Genomic DNA, 20,905 nt, shown 5'->3' with positions numbered 1-20,905 from the left:
GGAGTCTCCCCATCGAGTTGGTGGTGCGAAGGTGTGGCGGGCCGCGACGGCGCGGGGGGTGTCCGCGTCACGGCCCCGAGGGTCAGGCGCGCAGGTGTCTCTGGCGGCCGTAGGCGGTGAGCACGACGATCAGCACCAGCCCGAAGAGGATCTGGCGCGGCGCGTCGCCCCACTCGCCACCGCCGATCTGCATGGTGCGCAACAGCGCGCTCAGGACGGTGAGCAGGACGGCGCCCACGACGGTGCCCAGGTAGCCGCCGACCCCGCCGACCAGCGCGGTCCCGCCGATCACGACGGCGGCGACGCTGTTGAGCATGTAGTCGGAGCCCAGGTTCGTGTAGACGTTCTGGGAGTAGCCCAGGAGCAGCAGCCCGCCCACCCCGGCGAACAGGGACGAGAGCACGTAGGCGCTGAACCGGACCGCCGAGGGGTTCACGCCGGACAGGTGGGCGGTGGTCCGGTTGGCACCCACCGCGTAGAGCCGCCACCCGAACGACGTGCGCCGGAGCAGCCAGACCACCACGACCGACAGCGCCAACCACAGCCACAGGACCCCGGGGATGCCGAACACGGTGTCGCCGGTGACCAGCTGGTTCAGTAGCGGCGCCGCCGAACCCTCGGGGCGGCCGCCGGTGTAGAGCCTGATGAACCCGGCCACGACCGCGATCATGCCGAGGGTCATGACGAGCGGGGGCACCCGGAAGACCAGGACTCCGATCCCGTTGACCACGCCGATGACGCAGGCCGAGCCGAGGGCGATGAGCACCGCGAGGAGGAATCCGTCGTTGGAGCCGTCCATGAAGCGGGAGGCCACGATCGCCGACAGTGTCGCGGCCGAGCCGACGGACAGGTCGATGCCCTCGCCTCCGGCGATGATCACCAGGGTCTGGCCGATGGCGATCACCCCGAGGAACGAGGCGACGGTCAGCGTGGTGACGATGTGCCCCCACGTGGCGAAGGCCGGGGAGTAGAGGCTGGCCACGGCCCACAGCACCAGGGTGACGGCGCCGGAGACGACCACCGGGTCCCGGAGCAGGCGACGGGCGGGGAGGGTGGGGGTCATCGTTGTCCTCCTGGTGCTGCGGCCGCCGAACCGTCGCGGGCGGTGAGGAGCCCGGCGAGCGCGATCGCGGCGATGATGACGCAGCCGTAGACGAACTCGCGGGCGTTGGTGGGAACACCGGCGAAGAACACGAGTCCCTGGATGAGGGAGAGCACCACGGCGCCCACCAGCGCCCCGCCCACGCCGCCGGAGCCACCGCGCAGCCGGGTGCCGCCGATGACCAGGGCCGCGATGGACCCGAGGGTGAGTTCGGTGCCCAGGGTGGGGTCGCCCGCACCGGCGTCGGCCAGCAGCGCCACCCCGGCCAGGGAGGCCACCAGCCCGCCGAGCGTGTAGGAGAGCACCCGCACCCGAGAGACCGGGACGGCCGAGGTGTAGGCGGCGTCGGCGTTGCCTCCGACCGCGTACAGGTGCTGCCCGAAGCGGCTTCCCCGCAGCACCCGCCAGCCCAGGAACAGGACCACCAGCAGCACGGCGGGGACGGGGACGTACAGGGCCAGGACCATCCGGTAGGTCCCGGTGAGCACCGGGGACACCTCGCCGCCGGGGGTGGGCAGCACCAGCAGGGCCAGTCCGCCGAAGACCGAGCTCGTGGCGAAGGTCGCCACGATGGGTTGGAGCCGCAGGACCGCCACCACCAGGCCGTTGAACAGCCCGCAGGCGGCGCCCGTGGCGAGCCCGGCGGCCAGTGCCAGGGGCAGGCGGGCGTCGTCGCCCTGCATCAGCACCACCGACACCGCCGAGGACAGCGTGACGACGGTGCCGATGGACAGGTCGATCCCGCCGCCGAGCACGATGATGGTCTGCGCGGCCGCGATGGTGGCCAGTGGCAGGAAGGTGGCGAAGCTGGCGCTGAGGCCGTAGGGCGAGAAGAAGCCCGGTTGGAGGATCGCGGACGCGGTCACCGTGACCAGGAGGAGGACCCCGACGGCCAGGGTCGGCATGTGCGCGGACAGCACGGACCGCGCCGGCCCCGGCAGGTCGTGCGTGCTGGTGCCCCTCAGGAGGTTCATGTTCCGCCCTCCTCGGCGGGGTGGGGTCGGGGTGCGGGGGGCGGCTGGCCCGGGGGGCCGGGGTCGGGAAGCTCCGCGGTGCGGCCGTCCTCCCGCGCGGCGGCGAGGTCGTCGCCGGTGACGTGCATGGCGCTGGAGATCAGGGTGTCCTCGGTGAGCTGGTCGCCGGACACCTCGTCCACCACCCGTCCCTCGAACATCACCAGTACCCGGTCGCAGACCTCGACCAGCTCGCGGTCGTCGCTGGAGCCCACCAGGACCGCGGCCCCGGAGGCGGCCAGCTCCGCGACCACCTCGAACATCTCGGCCTTGGCACCGATGTCGACGCCCTTGGCGGGGTCGTCCATGAGCACCACGGTGGGTTCGGTGGCGAACCACTTGCCCACCACGACCTTCTGCTGGTTGCCGCCGGAGAGCGTCGAGACGGGGTCGTCCAGGGAGCCGTACCGGGTGTTGACGCGCTCGGCCACCGAACGGGCGGCCGCGACCTCACGGCGCCGGGACAGCCCCACGCCGAACAGGGCGCGGCGCCCGACGGAGGGCAGCGCGAGGTTCTCCAGGATGGGTCGGCCCAGTGCCAGCCCCTGGACGCCCCGGTTGCCGGGTACGTAACAGAACCCGGCCCGGACGGCCTGCTTGGGCGAGCGGGCGCGCACGGGGACGCCGTCCAACAGCACGGTGCCGCCGGTGCGCCGACCCGCGCCGAACAGGGCCGCCATCAGTTCGGACTGGCCCTGCCCCTGGAGCCCGCCGAGCCCGAGCACCTCGCCCGCGCGCACCCGCAGGGACACCCCGTGGAGGCGGTCGCCGGTGAGGTCCCGTACCTCGAGGCGCGGCGGCGCGGCCGGGTCGCCGGTGGAGGCGGGTGTGGCCCGGGCCGCCCCCGAAGCGGCGCGGGGCGCGGGGGCGGCCCCCGGGCCCTCGGCGGGGCGGCCCGACATCAGCTCCAGCAGCTCGGCCTCAGGGGTCCCGGCCACCGCCACCGTCGCCACGTCGGTCCCGTTGCGCATGACCGTGGCCCGGTCGCACACCGCGTAGATCTCGGCCAGCCGGTGGGTGATGAACAGGACCAGCGCCCCGCGCGCCCGGAGTTCGTCCACGACCTCGAAGAGCACCTCCACCTGGCCCCGCCGCAGCGACGCGGTCGCCTCGTCCAGGACCAGCACCCGGGGGTCGCGGACCAGCGCCTTGCACACCTCCACCACCTGGCGTTCGCCCGGGTCGAGGTCGCCCACGCGTTCGCGGACCGGCACCCGGCCGCCGAAGGCCGGGGCGAACCGCTCCAGCCACGGCAGCGACCGCGCCAGGGCGGCCCGGCGGTCGCGGAGCCCGAAACGGGAGGGCTCCACCCCCAGCACCAGGTTGTCGAGCACCGTGAAGTCCTCGACCAACGACAGCTCCTGGTACACGGAGCTGATCCCGGCGGCCAGGGTGTCGCGGGGGCCGCGCGGGCGCAGCGGCGCTCCGTCCAGCCGCACCTGTCCGGCGTCCGGGGCGACCACCCCGGTGAGCACCTTCAACAGGGTCGACTTGCCCGACCCGTTGGGCCCCAGGACGGCGTGCACCGTCCCGGAGTCGGCCTCGAAGTCGGCGCCGTCCAGCGCGGTGACCCCTCCGTAGCGTTTGCGCACCTGGCTCATACTCAGGAACGGCGGTGAGTCCACGGGTCCTCTCCCTGGTCCTGTCCGGTCGCGGCCACTGCCACGGGGTGGGTACGCCTCGGCCACTACTCGAAGTAGGCGTCGGCCTCCTCGGGCGTGAGCGCGTGGTCCACCGCGTAGGCGTCGTTCTCGTCGGAGACCTCGGCGAACCGCTCGTCGAAGGTGTCGTCGGTGACGGTCTCCGGGATGGGCAGCCAGGCGTTGTTGCCGTCGAGGGCGTCGGCGGTGAACTCCTCGCCCTGGAGCATCCGGATCACCACGTGCAGGGCGGACACCGACACGGACGGCGGGTTGGGGACGCCGATGCTCGTGAAGTCGCCCTCCCCGCGCAGGGTGTCCCACTCGCGCATGAAGCCCACCCGGGCCTCGCCGGTCATGACGACGTCGTCCACGAGGCCCTCGGCCTGCAACGCGCGGAACGCGCCGAGCGCCATGCCGTCCTGCACGAACACGCCGTCGACGTCGGGGTTGCTGGCCAACAGGTCGCGGGTGACGGTCTGGCCCTGGTTCTGGTCCCACTCGGCGTAGTCGTTGGCGACCACCTCGACCCCGGCGGAGTCGAAGACCTCGCGCGCCCCGGACCAGCGGTCCTCGTTGGCGGGGTGCCCGTCGATGCCGTTGACCGCGATGATCCGGCCGCCCTCGCCGACCTCGTCGGCCAGCCACTGGGCGGAGAGCGAGGCCCACTCGGCCTGGTCGATGACGACGTTGACGACGTCCTCGGAGGCGACGGCCTGGTCGATGGCGACGATCTGGATGCCCTGCGCGGCGGCCTCGGCGAACACCTGGTCCAACGCGGTGGGCGAGTTCGGGTTGACGATGATCGCGTCCACGTCCGAACGGATGAGGTTGCGGATCTGCTGGATCTGGCCGTTGATGTCGACGTCGGCGCTCTCCACGACCAGCTGGTCGACGACGCCCTCGGCCTCGTACTCGCCGAAGGCCGTCTCCAGCTCGGACAGCATCTGTTCGCGCCACTCGCTGCCGATGAACCCGTTGCTGACCCCGATCGTGAAGGGGCCCTCGGTGTCGTCCGCCCCGCCGCCTTCGGGTGTGCTGCAGGCCGTGGCCAGCAGTGTTCCCGCTACGGCCGCGGCTCCCAGCGCCAGCGACCCGCGCCAGCGTCGCCCAAGCATGTTCCGGTGCCTCGTCGAACCCATCGGGGGGACCTCCATCCTGTGAGCTGAGTCACGAATCTACGCACCCTTGTGGCGACCGTCAATAACCTTTTTGCCGCCAATCGACGAAAGTATGCGATGATCCGCTCTCCGTTGACACAAAAGAACGGAGCGTGACCACGCCGGGACGGCCCTGCCTGCGGAAACGGGACGGAGTCGGTTACGAGCTCCGGGGCAGCCCACGGGGCCTCCGGTGCCGAGGAGCGGGAGCGGAGGCCCGAAGGGGGTGCGGAAGAGGTGCGGTGCGGAGGAGGCGACGGGTGAGAGCGGGCGCCGGTCAGCCCAGTCGCGCGGCGAGGTCGCGCAGGGCCCGGAGGCCGATCGGCTCCGAGGCGCCCAACGGCACCTCCACCGTGCCGTGGGCGGCGAAGCGTTCCCGGACGGCGCCCAATACCGCCGGGTCCACGTCCTCGGGGACCTGGTTGACGATCACCCGGCCCAGACGGAAACCGGTCTCCACCAGCCGTGCCGCCGCCCGGTCGGTCTCGGCCAGCACCATGCGGCGCGGCAGCAGGACCAGCCTCACCTCGGCGTCCTCACGCAGACGGGCGGCCGCCCGCTCCAGCCGTCGGCGACGGGCGTGCAGCCTCTCCAGCAGCGGGTCGTCCGGTGCGCCGTCCCCGGTACCGCCGACCACGCCGACCGCGAAACGGTCGGCGTCCACGGCGCGCTCACGCTGGCGCACCAGGCCCTGGACCCACGGGGTGAGCAGCTCGGGCAGGTCGAGCAGGCGCAGCAGGTGACCGGTGGGGGCGCTGTCCACCACCAGCCGGTCCCACGTGCCGGGAACCTCCTCCATGGCGTCCATGAGCAGGTCGGCCAGGGCCGACTCCGCCATACCGGGGCCGGCGGCCGCGTGCTCCAGGTGGCGGGTGACGGCGGGCAGGATCTCCCGGGGCAGGGCGGCGCTCGCGTCGTCGCCGATCCTGCGCACCCGGCGGCGCAGGGCCGCGTCCGCGTCGGGTTCGCGCGCCCACAGGTGCTCCGCCACCCGCACCGGGTCGTCGCCGAGCGGCACGTCCAGGGCGTCGCCGAGGGAGTGGGCCGGGTCGGTGGAGACCAGCAGGGTGCCCAGGCCCGCGTCGGCCAGGCCGAGCGCGTACGCGGCGGCGGTCGTGGTCTTGCCGACCCCGCCCTTGCCGCCGAAGAAGACGATGGGAGCCTCACCCGGCACCGGCGCGGGCGGCACCTGCCGTTCACGGCGTCCTCGGCCGAGCCTCAACAGCACACCCCCGGTCCGCCGAGATCGTCGCGCCCCATACGCAGGTGCCACTCGTGCAGGTCGGCCACCATGTACGGGATCAGGTCGAGCGTCTCATAGGAGACGGGCCCCTCCACCCCCAGGGTCTCCAGGAGCAGGAGGGCCCGCAGCGTGTCCTCCTGGGTGCGCGCCTCCCGGCGCAGTTCCTGACGCCAGCGCGAGGCGAAGACCTCGTCGTGGAAGGCCTCCAGCCGTTTCCAGGCGTCACGCACGCGGGAGAGCGCACCCGTCGGGTCCACGTCGTTACTTCTCCTTCGGGTCGGGGTCGGTGCCCTCGGTGGTGACGCCCTCGGAGCCCGCGGCCCCGGACGGAGCGGTCTCCGGCGAGACGGGCCCACCGGACTCCTCCTCGCCGTCCACGGGCAGCTCCCCCGCCCGGCGCGCGGCGAACGCCTTGCGCAGGGCCAGCCCGGCTTCGACGACCAGCCAGATCGCCAGCGCGAAGATGACGAAGTCCAGCGGAGCCAGCAGGAAGAGGTCGATCAGCGAGTCCGACTTCAGGAACGCGACCAGGTTGACGACGAGCGCCCACGAGGTCATCACCAGCAGGAAGACCAGCGGGATGAGGATGGCCAGCGGGTTGCGGCCGCGCTTGGTCACCCACACCGCGATCACCGCGAGCGCGAGCCCGGCGGTGAGCTGGTTGGTGGTGCCGAACAGCTGCCAGAGCGTACCGAAGGCGAAGTCGCCCGGGATGAGCGCCAGGCCCAGCGGAACGATCGAGGCGACCAGGGTCGCCGCGGTGAGGTTGCGCGCCAGCGGGCGGAAGCGGACGATCTCCGCGATCTCCTGGACGATGTAGCGCTGGAGGCGCACACCGGTGTCCATGGTGGTGGCGGCGAAGCTGACCACCACGACCACCGCGAAGATGACGCCGATCTCCAGCGGGACGCCGAGGTTGTGGGCGAACTGGCCGACACCCTCGACGAAGTTGCCGGTGGCCCCGGCGGACGCGGACCCGAAATCGCTGTACAGGCCCTTCCAGTCCGCCAGCGGAGAGGCGGAGGCGGCGACCACACCGGCGGTGCAGGCCAGGATCGAGCAGACCGCGAGCGTGCCCTCACCGGCGGCGCCCAGGTAGCCGACCATCCGGGAGTCGGTCTCCTTGTCGATCTGCTTGGCGGTGGTACCCGACGAGACCAGGCTGTGGAAGCCGGAGATGGCCCCGCAGGCCACGGTGACGAACAGCAGCGGGAACCAGGGCGGGGAACCGGCCGGGACGTCGCTGTTGATCACCGGGGCGACGATGGTGTCCCACCCGACGATGACGCCGAGGAAGATGACCACGAACGCCAGCATCATCTGGTGCAGGTTGATGTAGTCGCGCGGCTGGAGCAGCATCCACACCGGGATGCGGGAGGCCACGAACGCGTACACGAACAGCAGGATGATCCAGACCGTGTTGGGGGTCATCCCCATGGCCTCGGAGACGCCGGTGATGTCGATCGGGAACATCACGCCGAGCGGGATGCACACGTACACCAGGGCCAGCGCGATGATCGACGGCACCAGCGCGGAGGAGCGCCTCTTGTACACGATCTGGCCGACCGCGATCGCCAGCGGGATCTCGATCAGGACCGGCAGGACGGCCGCCGGGTAGTTCACGAACAGGTTCGAGATGACCACGGCGAACACCGCGTTGACCATGGTCAGCAGGAAGAAGATGATCACCAGGAAGAGCGTGCGGGAGCGCTTGCTGATGACCTCCCCCGCGAGGGTGCCGATACTGCGGGCCTTGTGCCGGACCGACACCACCAGGGCGCCGAAGTCGTGCACGCCGGCCGCGAAGACGGTGCCGAGCAGAATCCACGCGAGTGCGGGGCCCCAGCCCCAGAACACCGCGACCGCCGGACCGACGATGGGGGCGGCTCCCGCCACCGAGATGAAGTGGTGGCTGAAAACGATGTGCCGATTCGTCGGAACGAAATCGACACCGTCCTTGTAGGTGTGCGCCGGGGTGATGTACCCGGGGTCGAGCGCGTACACCTTCTCTGCCAAATATCGCGAATAGTAACGGTAGCCAACGGCGAACACCGCCACCGACGCGAGTAGGACTAGGGCTGCGGGCATGGCCGTGGCCTACCTTTCACGCTCCGGGTCCGATCCGTCACCGCGACCCCTCGATCCGTGCTCGTCAGCCTGGGGGGTCGCGGCCGATTCGGAACATGGGTTAAAGTCACCAGAAATTAACATGCGGCATTCCTCACATATAAGGCCTGACCTTGGCTGATCTGATCACGGTTTGGCAGCGATCCACCGTCGCCGAACTCTCATGGACCACCCCTTCCGGCCCTTCGGGTATTCCCGTCGTTCCGCTCATGTGGCGTGACTTCCCGTGTGTCGCGCTGCCCTACTCGATGGCCGACACCGCCCTCTCCCTCAGGGGCCGGACGGCGGCCCTCAGCGTGAGCGCGGCGGACGCGGGCACCGGCGCGGCGGTCGTCGGCACCGGGCCGGTCGAGGTGCTGGAGGACGTCGACGGCACCCTGTTCGTGGAGCACCTCGTGGAGCAGGAGGCGCTCAAGCACCCGCCCACCCGCCTGCGCGCCGACAGCCTCATCGCCCGCCGGGAGAACTGGTGGTGGGTGCCGCGCGTGATCGTCTCCCTCACCGGGGTCGAGGAGCAGCGCGACCTGCACCCGCGGACCCGGGCCGCCGACGCCCTGCTGGTGCGCGACCGGCGGGGCCGCCCCGAGGTCGAGGTGGTCACCGCCGAGGACTGGACGGGCCAGGACGGCGTGACCCTGTGGGCGCGCGGTGGAGCACCCCTTGACGGAGCGGGGGAACCAGCCCTCGTCTTCTCCCACCAGTACAGCCCCGACTTCGAACGGTGGGAGCGGTGGTCCCGGCGGGGCACGCTCACCGGCGACGCCCTGACCGTCACCGAGGCGCAGGGGTCTCCCACCGGAGCGAACCCCGCCGGTCCCCTCTCCCCCTACGGTCTGCTGGAACGCCTCTCCAACCACCGCTCGCTGGCCCGTTCCTGCCGCACCGGCATCGCCCGCGCCGAGTCCCGCCCCACCACCTGACCCGGGGACCACCCTCCCCGGTCACGGCCTCCGGTCCCCTCGGTCGTGGGCCCCGGGGCGCGGGGGCGCGGTGGATAGAATGCGCGGGTACCGGTGATCGAGAAGAAACACGCATGGGGAATCTGAACAGCGAACTCTTCGCGGCGATCGACAGCGTCGCCAGCGGGGCCGACGAACACGCGCTGGCCGCCTCGGTCCAGGAACTCATGGGGAAGTACCGGAGCCGGGTCGACCCCGAGGACCTGGTGCTCGCCTCCGACACCGACGTCGCCGCCTACGCCGCGTACCGGCTCCCCGCCACCTTCACCGCCGCCCGCTCGGCCTTCGAGACCGCCGCGGCCTCGATCCCGGACCTCGCGCCCGCGACCCACCTGGACGTCGGCGGCGGCATGGGCGCCGCCGTGTGGGCCGCCTCGGACGCCTGGCCGTCGCTGCGTTCCACCACGGTGCTGGAGCAGTCCGCCCCCGCGATCGCCCTGGGCAGGCGGATCGCCCGCAGGTCCACCGCCCCGGCCGTCAGCGGCTCCGAATGGCGGCGGTTCCGGCTCACCGGCGCCGTTCCGGACGGGCCGCGCGTGGACCTGGCCACCATGTCGTACGTGCTCAACGAGCTCACCCCCCGGGTCCAGGAAGAGGTCGTACGCTCCCTCGCCCGCCGGGCCGGGACGGTCGTGCTGATCGAACCCGGCACCCCGGAGGGCTACGCGCGCGTCATCGCCGCCCGGCGGCAGCTCGCCGAGGAGGGGCTGACGGTGGCCGCCCCCTGCCCCCACGGCGAGGCCTGCCCCATCGCCCCGGGCGAGGACTGGTGCCACTTCTCCGAGCGGCTCAACCGCTCCGGCGTCCAGCGCAGGCTGAAGTTCGGCACGCTCGGGTTCGAGGACGAGAAGTTCTCGTTCGTGGCCGCCACGTCCGCACCCGTGGCGCGCCCCGCGAACCGCGTCCTGCGCCACCCCCACAAGCGCAAGGGACTGGTGTCGCTGAACCTGTGCACCACGCCGCCGGGTGTCGAGGAGCGGGTGGTGTCCAAACGCCAGGGCGAGACCTACCGCGCGGCCCGCAAGGCCGAGTGGGGCGACGCGTGGCCGCCACCGGAGGGGACCGGCCGCTGACCGTGCCCGGACGCGCGTCCGTTACCCTTCGGCGTGCGCCCCCCGAGCATGGAAACGAAGCCCCGTGGAACCACTACGCCCTGACGACCCCCGAGAGTTGGGTCGCTTCCGCCTGCTCCGACGTGTGGGCGAGGGCGGCATGGGGGTGGTGTTCCTCGCCGTCTCCACCGAGGCCTCCGGGGAGGACCTGGCCGCGGTGAAGGTGATCCGCCCCGAGTACGCCGGGGAGCGTGAGTTCCGCGCCCGGTTCGCCAGCGAGGTCGACCTCGCCCGCCGGGTACGCGGCCCCTACACCGCGCGCGTCCTGGACGCCGACACCGACGGCACGCGCCCCTGGCTGGCCACCGAGTACGTACCCGGCCCCTCCCTGCACGACGCCGTACGCGACAGTGGCCCCTTCCCCGAGTCCTCGCTCCGAGTGCTCGCGGCGGGGCTGGCCGAGGCCCTGTCGGCGATCCACGCGGTCGGACTGATCCACCGCGACCTCAAGCCCTCCAACGTCCTGCTCTCGCCGCGCGGCCCCCAGGTGATCGACTTCGGGATCGCCCGTGCCGCCGACGCCACCCAGCTCACCCGTACCGGGCAGGCCCTGGGCACGCCCGCGTACATGTCGCCGGAGCAGGCCGTGGGGTCGGTCGTCGACCGGCGCAGCGACCTGTTCTCCTTCGGCGGGGTGCTGCTGTTCACCGCCACCGGCCGTCAACCCTTCGGGACGGGCAACGCCCCGGCACAGCTGTACCGGGTGGTCAACGAGGAACCGGACCTGGGCGGCGTGCCCGAGGCGCTGCGCCCACTGGTCACGGCGTGCCTGGCCAAGGCCCCGGACAACCGCCCGGAGCTGGGCGCGGTGCTGTCCGAACTGACCGGCACCGTACTGCCGCTGGGCGACGGCGACGCCACCGAGTGGCTGCCCGACGCCGTCGCCACCCGGGTCAGACGCACCCTCGCCCAGACCAGGATCGTCCCGACCCTGGCCGCGACGGCCGTGGAGGTCGAGGCGGAGGAGGCTGCGCGGGGAGACGCCGACGAGGAGGGTCCCGGGGAGGCAGCGGGCGGGGAGCCCCCCAAGGAGGACAAGGAGGACACCGCCACGGGTGAGAGGGAGTCCGGGAGCGTCGCCGCCGGGGCGTCCACCGGTGTTCCGTCGGACCCGCCCGCCGAGGTGAGCGGGTCGGGAGCGCCGCACGCCCCGGCCGAAGCCACCGTACCTCCGGCAGAGGCCGCCGCACCTCCGACCGAAGCGGCCACACCCCCGGCCGAGGCCGCCGCGCGACCAGCTGCCCCCTCCGACGACGCTCCCCCACCGTCCACCGGCTCCCCGTCCGCGCCCCCGACCCCGGACGCCGAGCCCGCGCGGGCCCCCACCTCGAGCCCCTCCGTGGCGGAGCGGACCAAGGCGGCCGCCCCGGACCTGAGATCTCCCTGGGCGGACGAGGGCCCCGCCGAGTACCCCGGGACACCTCTGCCTCCCCCGCCGGAACCACAGGTGGTGAACGCCGAGGAGACCCCGAGTCCTCGGATGTTCTGGCTGGTGGGCGCGGCCACCGTCGCGGCCGTGACCGCCCTCGCCCTGGTCGTCAACGCCACGGGCGGAACCACCACCGTCACCGCGTCGGGTTCCGGTGGTGACAGGAGCGCTTCCAACGAACCCCCGCCCCTGGAGCCCACCCCCGACGGAACCCGGCCGAACCACAAGGCGGTGGTGGACTCCGTCTTCCTCGGTGGCGGCGACCGCTTCGCGACGCTCTCCACCGCCGGAGTGAACGTCTTCGAGACCGACCGCGTCGAACAGGTGAGCCGCCTCACCCGCGCGAACGAGAACTTCGCCTTCAGCTACTCGCACCTGGCGGCCGCACCCGACGGCTCCGCTCTCGCGGGTAAGGCCGTCAGGTCCGTCAACGACGGCGTGGCCGCGATCCACGTCTGGGACCCGCAGACGTGGGAACGACACGTCGTCGAACTACCCGACGCCGGTGACGACGGGTTCTTCGCGCTCGCCCCGGACGGCGCGACGGTGTACTTCGCCGACCCCGGGGAGAACACGGTGAGCGCCTTCGGCGTGGAGGACGGCGAGGAACGCTACAGCGTGGAGGTCCCCGGGGAACCCCTCTCCGACGGCGACCCCGAACGGACGGTCCAAGGTGTGCTCCACGGAGTGGGGACCTCACCCGAAGGAGACCTGCTGGTCGCCGCGCTGGACAACGGTGTCGCCGTGTGGGACGCCGCCACCGGGGAGCCCCACCCGGAGGTCCCGGAGTTCCGGCCGTGGCCCGGCACGTTCGAGGAGGCCACCGCGATCAGCGACGGGACGGTCGTCTCCGCCGGCCCCCAGGGCGTGGCCCTGTGGGACCTGCGATCCGGGGAGGAGCCCCGCACGTTCCCGTTGCCGGAGGAACTCCGGGAAACGACGGCCACGATCCGGGAGGTGGCTCTCGGCGACGGCGGGGACCTGGTGTTCGCCTCGGGGCACGACGCGGATCGCGGCGACGGCTTCCTCGTAGCCTGGGACGCGGAGGGCGAACTCGTGGCGCGGGACGACTCCGCGCGCGTCTACCTGTCCCTCACCGCCTCCCCCGACGACTCGACCCTCCTGGTCTCCACCGACCGGTACGGCGGTGAGGAGACACGGCTCGTCCTCCTCGACGAGGAGCTGGAACCGGTGGAGGAGTTCACCGTCCCCACCCGCTGACCGCCCCGGGCCCTGCCGCGCGCCGCCCCCGTCCCAGGAACGGACACCCCATGCCGCATTCCGAGGAAACCGACCGCACCGTGGACGAACCGCTGGGCGGGCGGAGGGCTCCGATCGTGCTCGACACCGACGTCGGCGGCGACCCGGACGACGCCGTGGCGGTGGCTGCGGCGGCCCGCTCCGTGCCCGAGTTGGCCCTGGTTCTCACCAACGACGAGACCGGCGGGAGCGTCGGGTACGGCCAGCGGTCGCGTCTGGCCCGACGGCTCCTGGACCTGTTGGGAAGACCCGACGTCCCGGTCGTGGCGGGCCACGGTTCCGGCGGCACCCGCTACTTCTGTGCCGGGACGCTGGTTCCCGGCGAGGTGCCCGCGCAGCCCCGGGACGTCGTGGGCGCCGTCCGCGACCTCCTCTCCCGCACCGAGGGAGTCGTGCGCTGGGTGGGCATGGGGGCGCTGAGCAACCTCGCCCTCGTACTCTCGGAGGTCCCCGAGGCCCGGGAGCGCCTGTGCGTGACACAGATGGGCGGCGCCCTGAACTACCGGAACCCCTCCGTCGCCGAGCACAACATCCGGATGGACGTCGGCGCCGCGCACCGGGTCTTCTCGGCGATCGGGCGGGGGCGGCTCACCGGTGTCCGGCTGGTCATCTCGGACGTCACCTTCCGGACCGACATCGAGGTGGACCGCGACAGCGCGCTGTACCGGCGCCTGTCGGTGTTCGGCGAGCACACCTGGCAGGGGCTGCTCCACCGCCACCTCGACCTCTGGTTCGACTCCTTCCATCCGGGCAGCATCCAGCACGACGCCCTCACGCTGTCGGCCGCGCTCGACCTGCCGTTCGTTCACCTGGACCGGGCGGAGGTGGCTCTGGACGACCGGGGAAGGATGTCCCTCGCCCCGGGCGGTGCCCCAGTGTGGTTGAGCGCCTCCGCGACCTACGCCCCCTTCAACCGCTGGCTCGAGGACGCCCTCTTCCTGCCCGAGGGCGGCGGTGCCGAGCAGGGGTGATCAGGGCCCGCGGCCCCAGGCCAGCTCTCAGGACCGGCCCTCGCGGTCCTCCTCCGTTCCCGAGGGCTCCGAGCTCTCCCGACGCCCACCCGTACCCCACGGCCCCGGAGGCGCCGCCTCCGTGGGACTGGCCCAGCCAGGGCAACCCCCGCCCGGTGCTCCCGCGAACGCCCCCACCCCCACGGCCGGACCGGGGGCGCCGCCTCCGGAAACCGGCCCTCCAGGGGCGGCACGCCCTGCGGAGCCGTCAGAGCCAGGCGGCCGTGTCCCCGCCCCACCGGGTGGACGCGTGCTCCCAGCCAGCCGGACCGCCCTCGTAGGAGACCGGCGGGAGCGCGTGGCGCAGCCTTCCGTACGCGGACGGGCTCTCGGTGAGCCACGCGGCGGGGTCGTACCCGCCCCCGTCCGACGGCACCGGAGCGATGTCGTTCATCAGCCATCCGGCGGTCCCCGCCAGGGAGAACCTCAGGTGGCGGCCCCGGCCGTCGGTCTGCCGGTCGGTGAGGGCCCGCAACACCCCGGCGGCGAGCAGGTAGCCGGTGCCGTGGTCCAGGGCCTGGGCGGGCAGCGCCCCCGGGCGTCCCTCGGGGCCCGACTCGATCGCCGCGATCCCGCTCGCGGCCTGCACCAGGCTGTCGAACCCTCTTCGCCGCGCCCACGGCCCCGTCCCGCCCCAGGCGCACAGTTGGGCCACGACCAGCCCGGGGCGTCGGGCGACCAGTTCCTCGGCGGCCAGTCCGTGGCGGTCCAGCCCGCCCGGCCGGTAGCCGGTGACCACCACGTCGGCGGTCTCCAGCAACGCCTCGAAACTCGCTCGCCCCTCGTCTGTTCCCAGGTCCAGCAGGGTGGAGCGCTTGCCCATGCCGGTGTCGGTGTGGCTGTCCGGGTCCTCCTCCAGGTCCGGGGAGTCCACCCGCAGCACGTCGGCGCCGAACAGCGCGAGGGTGCGGGTGGCGACCGGTCCGGCGATGACGCGGGTCAGGTCGAGGACCCGCACCCCGCTGGCGGGCAGGTGTCCCTCGGGCAGTCGGCGGCCGCCGTCCCCGCCGAGCACACTGGACTCGGCGAGCGGGAGCCCGGCGGCCCGGAACGCCCCCTCGGCCCCGGGCTCCCCACCGTCTCCGGGAGCGGGCGCCACGGCGACCGCCAGGCCGCCCTCCGCGTAGACCCGCTCCTCGATCTCACGCGCGGGCATCGCGGCCAGCCGCTCCGCGAGCGCGTCCGGACCGGTGTCCTCGGCCATGCCCAGGGCGGCGAGCAGGCGGGCACGGTGGTGGGGATAGTTGGCGTGGGTGCGCACCCAGCCGTCGGCGGCCCGCCAGAACCCGGACAGCGGGGCGAAGGGGGTCGGGGCCCGGTCGTCCACCAGCAGGTGGCGTTCGCTGATGAAGGAGGTGGCCACGGCGCCCTCGTCGACGGTCACCGGGGGAACCGGCCCGTGGCCGCGCGTGGCCAGGAGTTCGGCGGCTGCCAGTGAGCAGACGCCCACGGTGGCCCGGGCGAGTTCACGGACCGGCAGTGCGGCCGGGAGCACCTCGCCCGCGCCCCGGTAGGAGACCCGTTCGGTGAGTTCGGGCGCGCCGCCGATCGCCTGCCATGCCCGGGCCGTCGCTTCGTCTCGTACTCCGCTGGGGGTGATCATGGGGCCATTGTGCCCGTCCGGGCGCGGCGCCGCAGCGGTCGGCTCCGGGTTGTGGACAACGGTGGTGTCCACTACCTCACACGCATCCCTCGGGCCTCCCGAACACCACGGACACCCGTGCCCGTCCCCGCCGTACCGGCCTCCTCACCGGTCTCCTCCACAGGCCCGAAGGAAGGGACACGGTCTGTCACCGAACGGTGCGATACTCCCGGCATGCCCCTACCTCTCCCCTCCGACCCCTCCTCGTCCACCCTCTACCTGGACTGGGTCCGGTCCCACTCCCCCGAACACGAGCCCCAGGCACGCCGCCTCCTCGACCGGTTCACTGAGCAGCTGCGCACGTCGCCCCACGACACGGGATACCTCCAGGGGTACATGGACAGCTGGCTCAGGGAAACCGGACTTCCCACAGAGCACCGGCCCTGGCTCGCCGACACGGTCGCCCACCGCCTCCTCAGGCACAGGGGCGGGCACGCGGACGGACAGGCGGCCAGGCACGCGGCCGCCGCCTACCTCCGGGCGCGCGAGCTGGAGTCGCGGCACGGTCTCACCCGCGACCCCCACCACGTCGCCGAGAACGCCCTCCTCTTCGCACGGCACGGCGTACTGCCCGCCTCGGAAGTGCGCGCCCACCGCGACCGGCTCGCCGAACACCGCACACCGGAGGAGGCGCACCGCGAGTTCGTCCGCTTCCTGGACGCCTGGGCCTCCGGCGGCGCCGTGGCGGCGGCCGCCGTGCGATCACCCCACAACCGCGCCTCGGTGGGCACCCCGCCCCCGGCCGACCTCGTCTCCCAGGTGCGCGTCTCGGTACGGTCCCTGGACCTGGCCCCGGAAACCGCCGCCGAGGAGACCTCCCGCGTCATCGGCCGGTTCCTCGCCGACTCCCGCGGCAACCCCGTGCCGGACGGTCTGCTGAACCAGGCGGGGGCCGCCTTCACCAAGGCCCCGCCCCGCCCGGAGCACACGGCCGGGATCGCCGCCCTCTTCCCCACCACGGCCGGGGACGGCGCCGCCTGGCTGCGGATGTTGGAGACCTCGGGGATCGCCGACGCCATGGTGGAGGGCCGTCTGCGACCCGAGGGCGGCTACGCGGCCTGGCTGTCGGAGTTCCACTTCATGTACGGGCACCTGTGGTCCCGCAACACGGTGGGCCAGCAGGAGCTCCCCGAGGAACTGTTCACGATGCTGTCCCGGTTGGCCCCCCGGCTGCGCGCGGAGGCGGCCCCGGTCCGCCTGTTCGAGGGCCGCTACCTGCACAACCGTGTGAACGGGCGCCTCCTCATCGCCTGTGACGACCTCGGCATCGCGGTGGACGCGCCCGAGGACCGCACCCGGCCCATCCGCGAGGCCGTCCGGCTGGCCCGTTCGCCCCAGCTCGACCCCGACCTCGTGGAGGAGACGCGCGGGCGGCTCGCCCGCCTGCGATCGGTGCCGCTCGGCGAGGTCGAACTGGAGCTGTCCGCCCTGGACCTCAACCTCTCCCACCCGGTGATGGCCGCCCTGGAAGGCCTCCCCGCATCCCTGGCCGAACTCGACATGGTCGAGCCACTGGCCCGCACCCTGCGGTTCGGTGTCCCCGCCGAGCACACCTGGCCCGCCTTCGAGGAGGCCGTCGCGGAGGTCGCGGCCCGTCCCGGGGGCGTCCTGGGAGCGACCTCCACGTGGCCCGCCCTCACCGTGTACGGCCGCGACACCGCGATCACCGTCGACCACGCGGGGCGGCGCGGCACCCACCGGTTCCACCTGCCGGAGGAGGCCGCCGCGCACGTCGTGCACCATGTCGGCGGCGACGCCCTGGTGACCTGGTGGAAGGCCGAGGACCACCAGCGTTGGGGCGACCGCCGACCGCGCGCGTTCTGGTGCTCGGCCCCCGAGGACACGTTCTCGACCGGGCCCGACCCCGCCCTGTACAACAGCGGCACCGCCCACCACTACGACCTCGGTCTCGTACTGGAGAGTCCGGACGGCGGCCGCTACGACAAGGACCGCATCCTCTACCCGGGCGACCGCACCGGCATCACCTACGAAGGAGAGCACACCACCGACGGCGTGCGGGTGTGGAACGACCCGAACCACTGGGACACCCCGGCCCCCGAGGTCGACGCGGCCACCGGGGCCCCGGCGGGGAGCTCCGGACCCGACTTCCTCACCGAAGAGGAGCGCCTGGACTACGCCGCCCTCCTGTCCACGCGGCTGCACCTGGTCCGGCTGCCCGACGGAGTCGACGACTCCCCGCTGGGCGCCAAGGACGGGCTCGCCGGGGCCAGGGCGGTGTGGACCGGCCCCGGAGAGGCGGACGACCGCCACCCCGATCGCGCGATCGAGGGCACCGACGGCCGTCGGGCCGCGTTCTCGGACCACCGGGACCTCATCTACTGGGGTGTCGTCCGTATGCCCGAGAACCCCGCCGAGGGGCTCCTCGCCTACCGCTGGCAGTCGGGTCACACCGTGCTCCAGTGCCGGGACGCCACCGACGATTCCCTGGTCTGGGAGGTCTGGTCCTATCCCAAGGGCAGGCTGCGCGAACTCGACGCCGTGGGCCGCCGCCCCCTCGTGCCGCCGCCCGCCTACTGGCACTTCCTGGCCCCGCGCGATCCCGCGACCAGCCGGGCCCTGCGCGCGGTGGACTCCGAGGCCGCGCGCCTCCTTCTGGAGAGCGCCCTGGCCGCGCCGGTACCCGAGGACCCGGCTCCGGACGTCGCGCTCCCCGAGGTCGCCGACGGCATCGCCCGGGCCCGTGCCGCAGCGGTACGCGAGGCCCTGCCGCGCGTGCTTGCCGAGGTCACCGACCCGGAGGTCGTCGAGGGCGTGGTGTGGGCGGTGCTGTGGGCCGTGGAACTCCGTCTGACGGCGGAGGCGATGGCCGACCGCACGGGGCGGGTCCGGTCCGGGCGGCTGCCCCGCCCGGCCGGGGAGGTCCCGGATCGGAAGTTGGCCGACGCGCTGGCCGGGCTGCTGCCGGACGACACCTTCACGCTCGGCTTCCCGGACAGGTCCGGCCTGATCACGGCGATCGCCGCCGACGGCGCCCGGTTGGAGGGCCGGTCCGGTGAGCCCGACCGGCGGCTGGGCCCGCCCGGAACTCCGGCGGCGCCCTGGACCCGTCTCCTGGGTCTGACCGACGCCCTCGTCTGGCGCCTGGCCACCGGGTCCGCCGGGGACGATCGGCGGGACGCTCTGGTGGCGCTGGTACGCACGCTGGCGGACCAGCCCTTCACGAAGCCCGGCACGGAGTGGGTCACGGGCACCGCCACCGGCGCGGCGCTGGGCCCCCTGCTGGCGACAGGCCGGGCGGTGGTGACCGATCCGCCCCGAGACCGACAGCGCTACGCGAACGCCGCCGCACCGCACTGGTCCGGGCGCTACCTCCCGGAGCGTCGCTACGGCTATCTGCGCCCCGCGACGGCCCCGGCGCCGGAAGGTGCCGAGGAGGCCCAGCCCCTGCGTGTGGAGCGCGACGAGGCGGGAAGGCTGCGCGGTTTCCTGGAGTCGTGGGAACGCCGAGGCCCCGTGGAGGTCCCCGCCGAGGCGGTCAAGGTCTTCCGCCAGCACACCGGGGTGATGCGCCCCGTGGCGGAGTTCGTCCTGACCGGCGGCGCTGGCTGGCCGGGGGCGCTCCCCAGCAGCAAGACCGCGCAGACCGAGTACCGCAGGACCGGGGCGACGCTCTCCGCGGCGGACACGAACCGGCTCCTGGGATCGGCCGTGCCCGCTGACCCGGCCGACCTGTGGGAGGACGGCGGCATGGTGCGAGCCGCCGAACGGATGGCCCGGGTATGGGTGGAGCTCCTCGGGGTCCGGCCCTCCGCGTCCGCCAGGAAGGCGAAGAAGGACGACCTCCCGGCCCTGGTCAAGAAGGACCTGGGGTTGGGTCCGGAGTGGGCGGCGCTCCTGACCGGACCGGGGGGCGCGTCTGAGCGCGAAACCTCGGGTGGGGCCGCGGAGACCGCTGCGGACGCCTCCGCCGGCGGCGGGGAACCCGAACCCCGCGCGGACACCGGAGCCGGGGAGGTCGCGATCCCGCTCCCGAACGGACCGTGGGAACGCCCCCTGATGCTTGACCGCTCCGACGGCGTGTACCCCGTGAGCCCGGCCACGGACAGCCAGGTCTACCTCTTCTCCCCGGAGAACCAGGTACGCCCCTACCTGTACACGGCCTCGCTACTGGTGTGGGCGCTCACCGAGCTCCCGGTGGGCCACCCCGGCCGGGCCCGTGCGGACCTCGTCCACGACGAGATGGTCCGTCGGCTCCGGTCGCCGCAGGTCGTCGTTCCCGCACCCGCCTACGTCAGCGCGGGCAAGGACGAGAAGTGGATCGATCTGACCGGAGCGCGGGAGGTCAGGGTCAGTGTGGAAGGCACCAGGATCAGGGTGGGCGCAGGGGGGACCATCGAGCCGGGCACCGGGCACGCGCTCTGGTCGGACGGCGTGCTCGTGGTCCCCGAGCACAGGGCCTACCGGTTCTCGCACGTCATGCTCCTGCTCGCCGGGTTCTTCGACGACGAGGCCGTCGACCGCTGTCTGCGCGGCCTCGACGAGGGCGGATGGCACGAGTTGGCCTTCCTGGTCCGCCAGACGCGCGTGGTCTGTGGCGGTGGCCTGACGCGCATGGTCGAACGGGCCGCGAACACCCCGGTTCCGGCGGGTGGTTTCGAAGCCGACCCGCGCCTGAGCGCCCCGGAGCTCGTGGCGGAGGTGTCCGAGCGGCTGAGGGTGAACGACGACGCGGCGACGCTCTACCTTCAAGTCCTCGCGCTGGCCCACCCGACGGACGGCAGGGTGCGCCGGTGGAACGGGTGGGGGACGGACCGGCACCGGAAGGCGGAGGAGCACCTGCTCGCCAGGGGGGTGGTCGAGCGCCGAAGGCGTTCCCGGGCCGGGCGGACGCTCTTCCTACCGGGCGGGTGGACGGAGCTGAAGGCGCCGTTCCCACCGATGGAGACGGCCAAGCTGGAGTCCCACTTCATCGGCACGGACTCAAGGCGAGCGGGACACGGTCCGTTCAGCCGGGCGCTGCCGGTGGCTCCCCCGCACGAGATGTTCGCCGAGGCCTGGCGAGAGCGCGGAGTCGGCTGATCCTCACCGGGGAGAGCGGCGCGGTGCCGGGATGTCAGGGCGTCAGGGTGCTGGTGTGGAGAAATCCGGGGACTTCGGTGGTGAGAGAGGCCCGTTCTCGGAAAGAATCCCAGTAGCACCTCGAACACCCCGTGCCGTGGGGTGCTCCCCGTCGAGGTGCTGGAGGAG

At 73.1% G+C, this 20,905-nt stretch carries 13 protein-coding genes; 5 read left to right on the top strand and 8 right to left on the bottom strand.

The window, feature by feature from the left end:
* Positions 1-82 precede the first annotated feature (82 nt).
* From ABZ635_RS20370 to ABZ635_RS20340, 7 genes are all read right to left on the bottom strand, one after another.
* Positions 83-1,063, bottom strand: coding sequence for an ABC transporter permease (locus ABZ635_RS20370; protein ID WP_357767423.1), 981 nt, complete (start codon positions 1,061-1,063; stop codon positions 83-85).
* Positions 1,060-2,076, bottom strand: coding sequence for an ABC transporter permease (locus tag ABZ635_RS20365; protein ID WP_357767420.1), 1,017 nt, complete (start codon positions 2,074-2,076; stop codon positions 1,060-1,062). The genes ABZ635_RS20370 and ABZ635_RS20365 overlap by 4 nt, the downstream gene beginning before the upstream one ends.
* Complete coding sequence (locus tag ABZ635_RS20360) at positions 2,073-3,740, bottom strand: sugar ABC transporter ATP-binding protein (protein ID WP_357767418.1); 1,668 nt, start codon at positions 3,738-3,740, stop codon at positions 2,073-2,075. The genes ABZ635_RS20365 and ABZ635_RS20360 overlap by 4 nt, the downstream gene beginning before the upstream one ends.
* Positions 3,741-3,802: 62 nt before the next feature.
* Entirely contained in the window at positions 3,803-4,873 is a 1,071-nt protein-coding gene (locus tag ABZ635_RS20355; RefSeq protein WP_357767415.1) for a substrate-binding domain-containing protein, read from the bottom strand.
* 319 nt (positions 4,874-5,192) lie between these two features.
* The gene (locus ABZ635_RS20350; RefSeq protein ID WP_357767412.1) at positions 5,193-6,143 is read right to left on the bottom strand and encodes an ArsA family ATPase; all 951 of its coding nucleotides are present in this window, start codon (positions 6,141-6,143) and stop codon (positions 5,193-5,195) included.
* On the bottom strand, positions 6,134-6,415 hold the full coding sequence (locus ABZ635_RS20345) for a cory-CC-star protein (protein WP_357767409.1): 282 nt from the start codon (positions 6,413-6,415) through the stop codon (positions 6,134-6,136). Before ABZ635_RS20345 ends, ABZ635_RS20350 begins: the two co-directional genes overlap by 10 nt.
* Before the next feature lie 4 nt (positions 6,416-6,419).
* Positions 6,420-8,246, bottom strand: coding sequence for a carbon starvation protein A (locus ABZ635_RS20340; RefSeq protein WP_357767407.1), 1,827 nt, complete (start codon positions 8,244-8,246; stop codon positions 6,420-6,422).
* A 152-nt stretch (positions 8,247-8,398) separates the two neighbouring features.
* On the opposite strand from ABZ635_RS20340, the gene ABZ635_RS20335 reads away from it, so the two are divergent.
* The 4 genes from ABZ635_RS20335 (at position 8,399) to ABZ635_RS20320 (ending at position 14,016) form a co-directional block, all read left to right on the top strand.
* Positions 8,399-9,205, top strand: coding sequence for a hypothetical protein (locus ABZ635_RS20335; protein ID WP_357767404.1), 807 nt, complete (start codon positions 8,399-8,401; stop codon positions 9,203-9,205).
* Between the two features lie 113 nt (positions 9,206-9,318).
* Positions 9,319-10,317 carry a small ribosomal subunit Rsm22 family protein gene (locus ABZ635_RS20330; RefSeq protein WP_357767401.1) on the top strand — a complete coding sequence of 333 codons (999 nt, stop codon included), beginning with the start codon at positions 9,319-9,321 and terminating at the stop codon, positions 10,315-10,317.
* A gap of 64 nt (positions 10,318-10,381) precedes the next feature.
* Positions 10,382-13,006 carry a protein kinase gene (locus ABZ635_RS20325; RefSeq protein ID WP_357767398.1) on the top strand — a complete coding sequence of 875 codons (2,625 nt, stop codon included), beginning with the start codon at positions 10,382-10,384 and terminating at the stop codon, positions 13,004-13,006.
* Between the two features lie 50 nt (positions 13,007-13,056).
* Positions 13,057-14,016: a nucleoside hydrolase gene (locus tag ABZ635_RS20320; RefSeq protein WP_357767395.1), complete on the top strand. Its 960-nt coding sequence runs from the start codon at positions 13,057-13,059 to the stop codon at positions 14,014-14,016.
* A gap of 247 nt (positions 14,017-14,263) precedes the next feature.
* On the opposite strand, the gene ABZ635_RS20315 is transcribed toward ABZ635_RS20320, so the two are convergent.
* On the bottom strand, positions 14,264-15,658 hold the full coding sequence (locus tag ABZ635_RS20315) for a CoA transferase (protein ID WP_357767393.1): 1,395 nt from the start codon (positions 15,656-15,658) through the stop codon (positions 14,264-14,266).
* Between the two features lie 213 nt (positions 15,659-15,871).
* Between ABZ635_RS20315 and ABZ635_RS20310 the strand changes: the two genes are divergently transcribed.
* Positions 15,872-20,737 carry a hypothetical protein gene (locus ABZ635_RS20310; RefSeq protein WP_357767390.1) on the top strand — a complete coding sequence of 1,622 codons (4,866 nt, stop codon included), beginning with the start codon at positions 15,872-15,874 and terminating at the stop codon, positions 20,735-20,737.
* Positions 20,738-20,905 lie beyond the last annotated feature (168 nt).

It is taken from the genome of Nocardiopsis sp. NPDC007018 (assembly GCF_040635075.1).
Classification (GTDB): Bacteria; Actinomycetota; Actinomycetes; order Streptosporangiales; family Streptosporangiaceae; genus Nocardiopsis.
This window is presented reverse-complemented; position numbering and strand designations above follow the sequence as displayed.

Excerpts from the sequence above, each read along its gene's own strand:
- ABZ635_RS20370 (WP_357767423.1), bottom strand. The coding sequence starts at position 1,063 with ATGACCCCCACCCTCCCCGCCCGTCGCCTGCTCCGGGACCCGGTGGTC.
- ABZ635_RS20365 (WP_357767420.1), bottom strand. The coding sequence starts at position 2,076 with ATGAACCTCCTGAGGGGCACCAGCACGCACGACCTGCCGGGGCCGGCG.
- ABZ635_RS20355 (WP_357767415.1), bottom strand. The coding sequence starts at position 4,873 with ATGCTTGGGCGACGCTGGCGCGGGTCGCTGGCGCTGGGAGCCGCGGCC.
- ABZ635_RS20340 (WP_357767407.1), bottom strand. The coding sequence starts at position 8,246 with ATGCCCGCAGCCCTAGTCCTACTCGCGTCGGTGGCGGTGTTCGCCGTT.
- ABZ635_RS20330 (WP_357767401.1), top strand. The coding sequence starts at position 9,319 with ATGGGGAATCTGAACAGCGAACTCTTCGCGGCGATCGACAGCGTCGCC.
- ABZ635_RS20320 (WP_357767395.1), top strand. The coding sequence starts at position 13,057 with ATGCCGCATTCCGAGGAAACCGACCGCACCGTGGACGAACCGCTGGGC.
- ABZ635_RS20315 (WP_357767393.1), bottom strand. The coding sequence starts at position 15,658 with ATGATCACCCCCAGCGGAGTACGAGACGAAGCGACGGCCCGGGCATGG.
- ABZ635_RS20310 (WP_357767390.1), top strand. The coding sequence starts at position 15,872 with ATGCCCCTACCTCTCCCCTCCGACCCCTCCTCGTCCACCCTCTACCTG.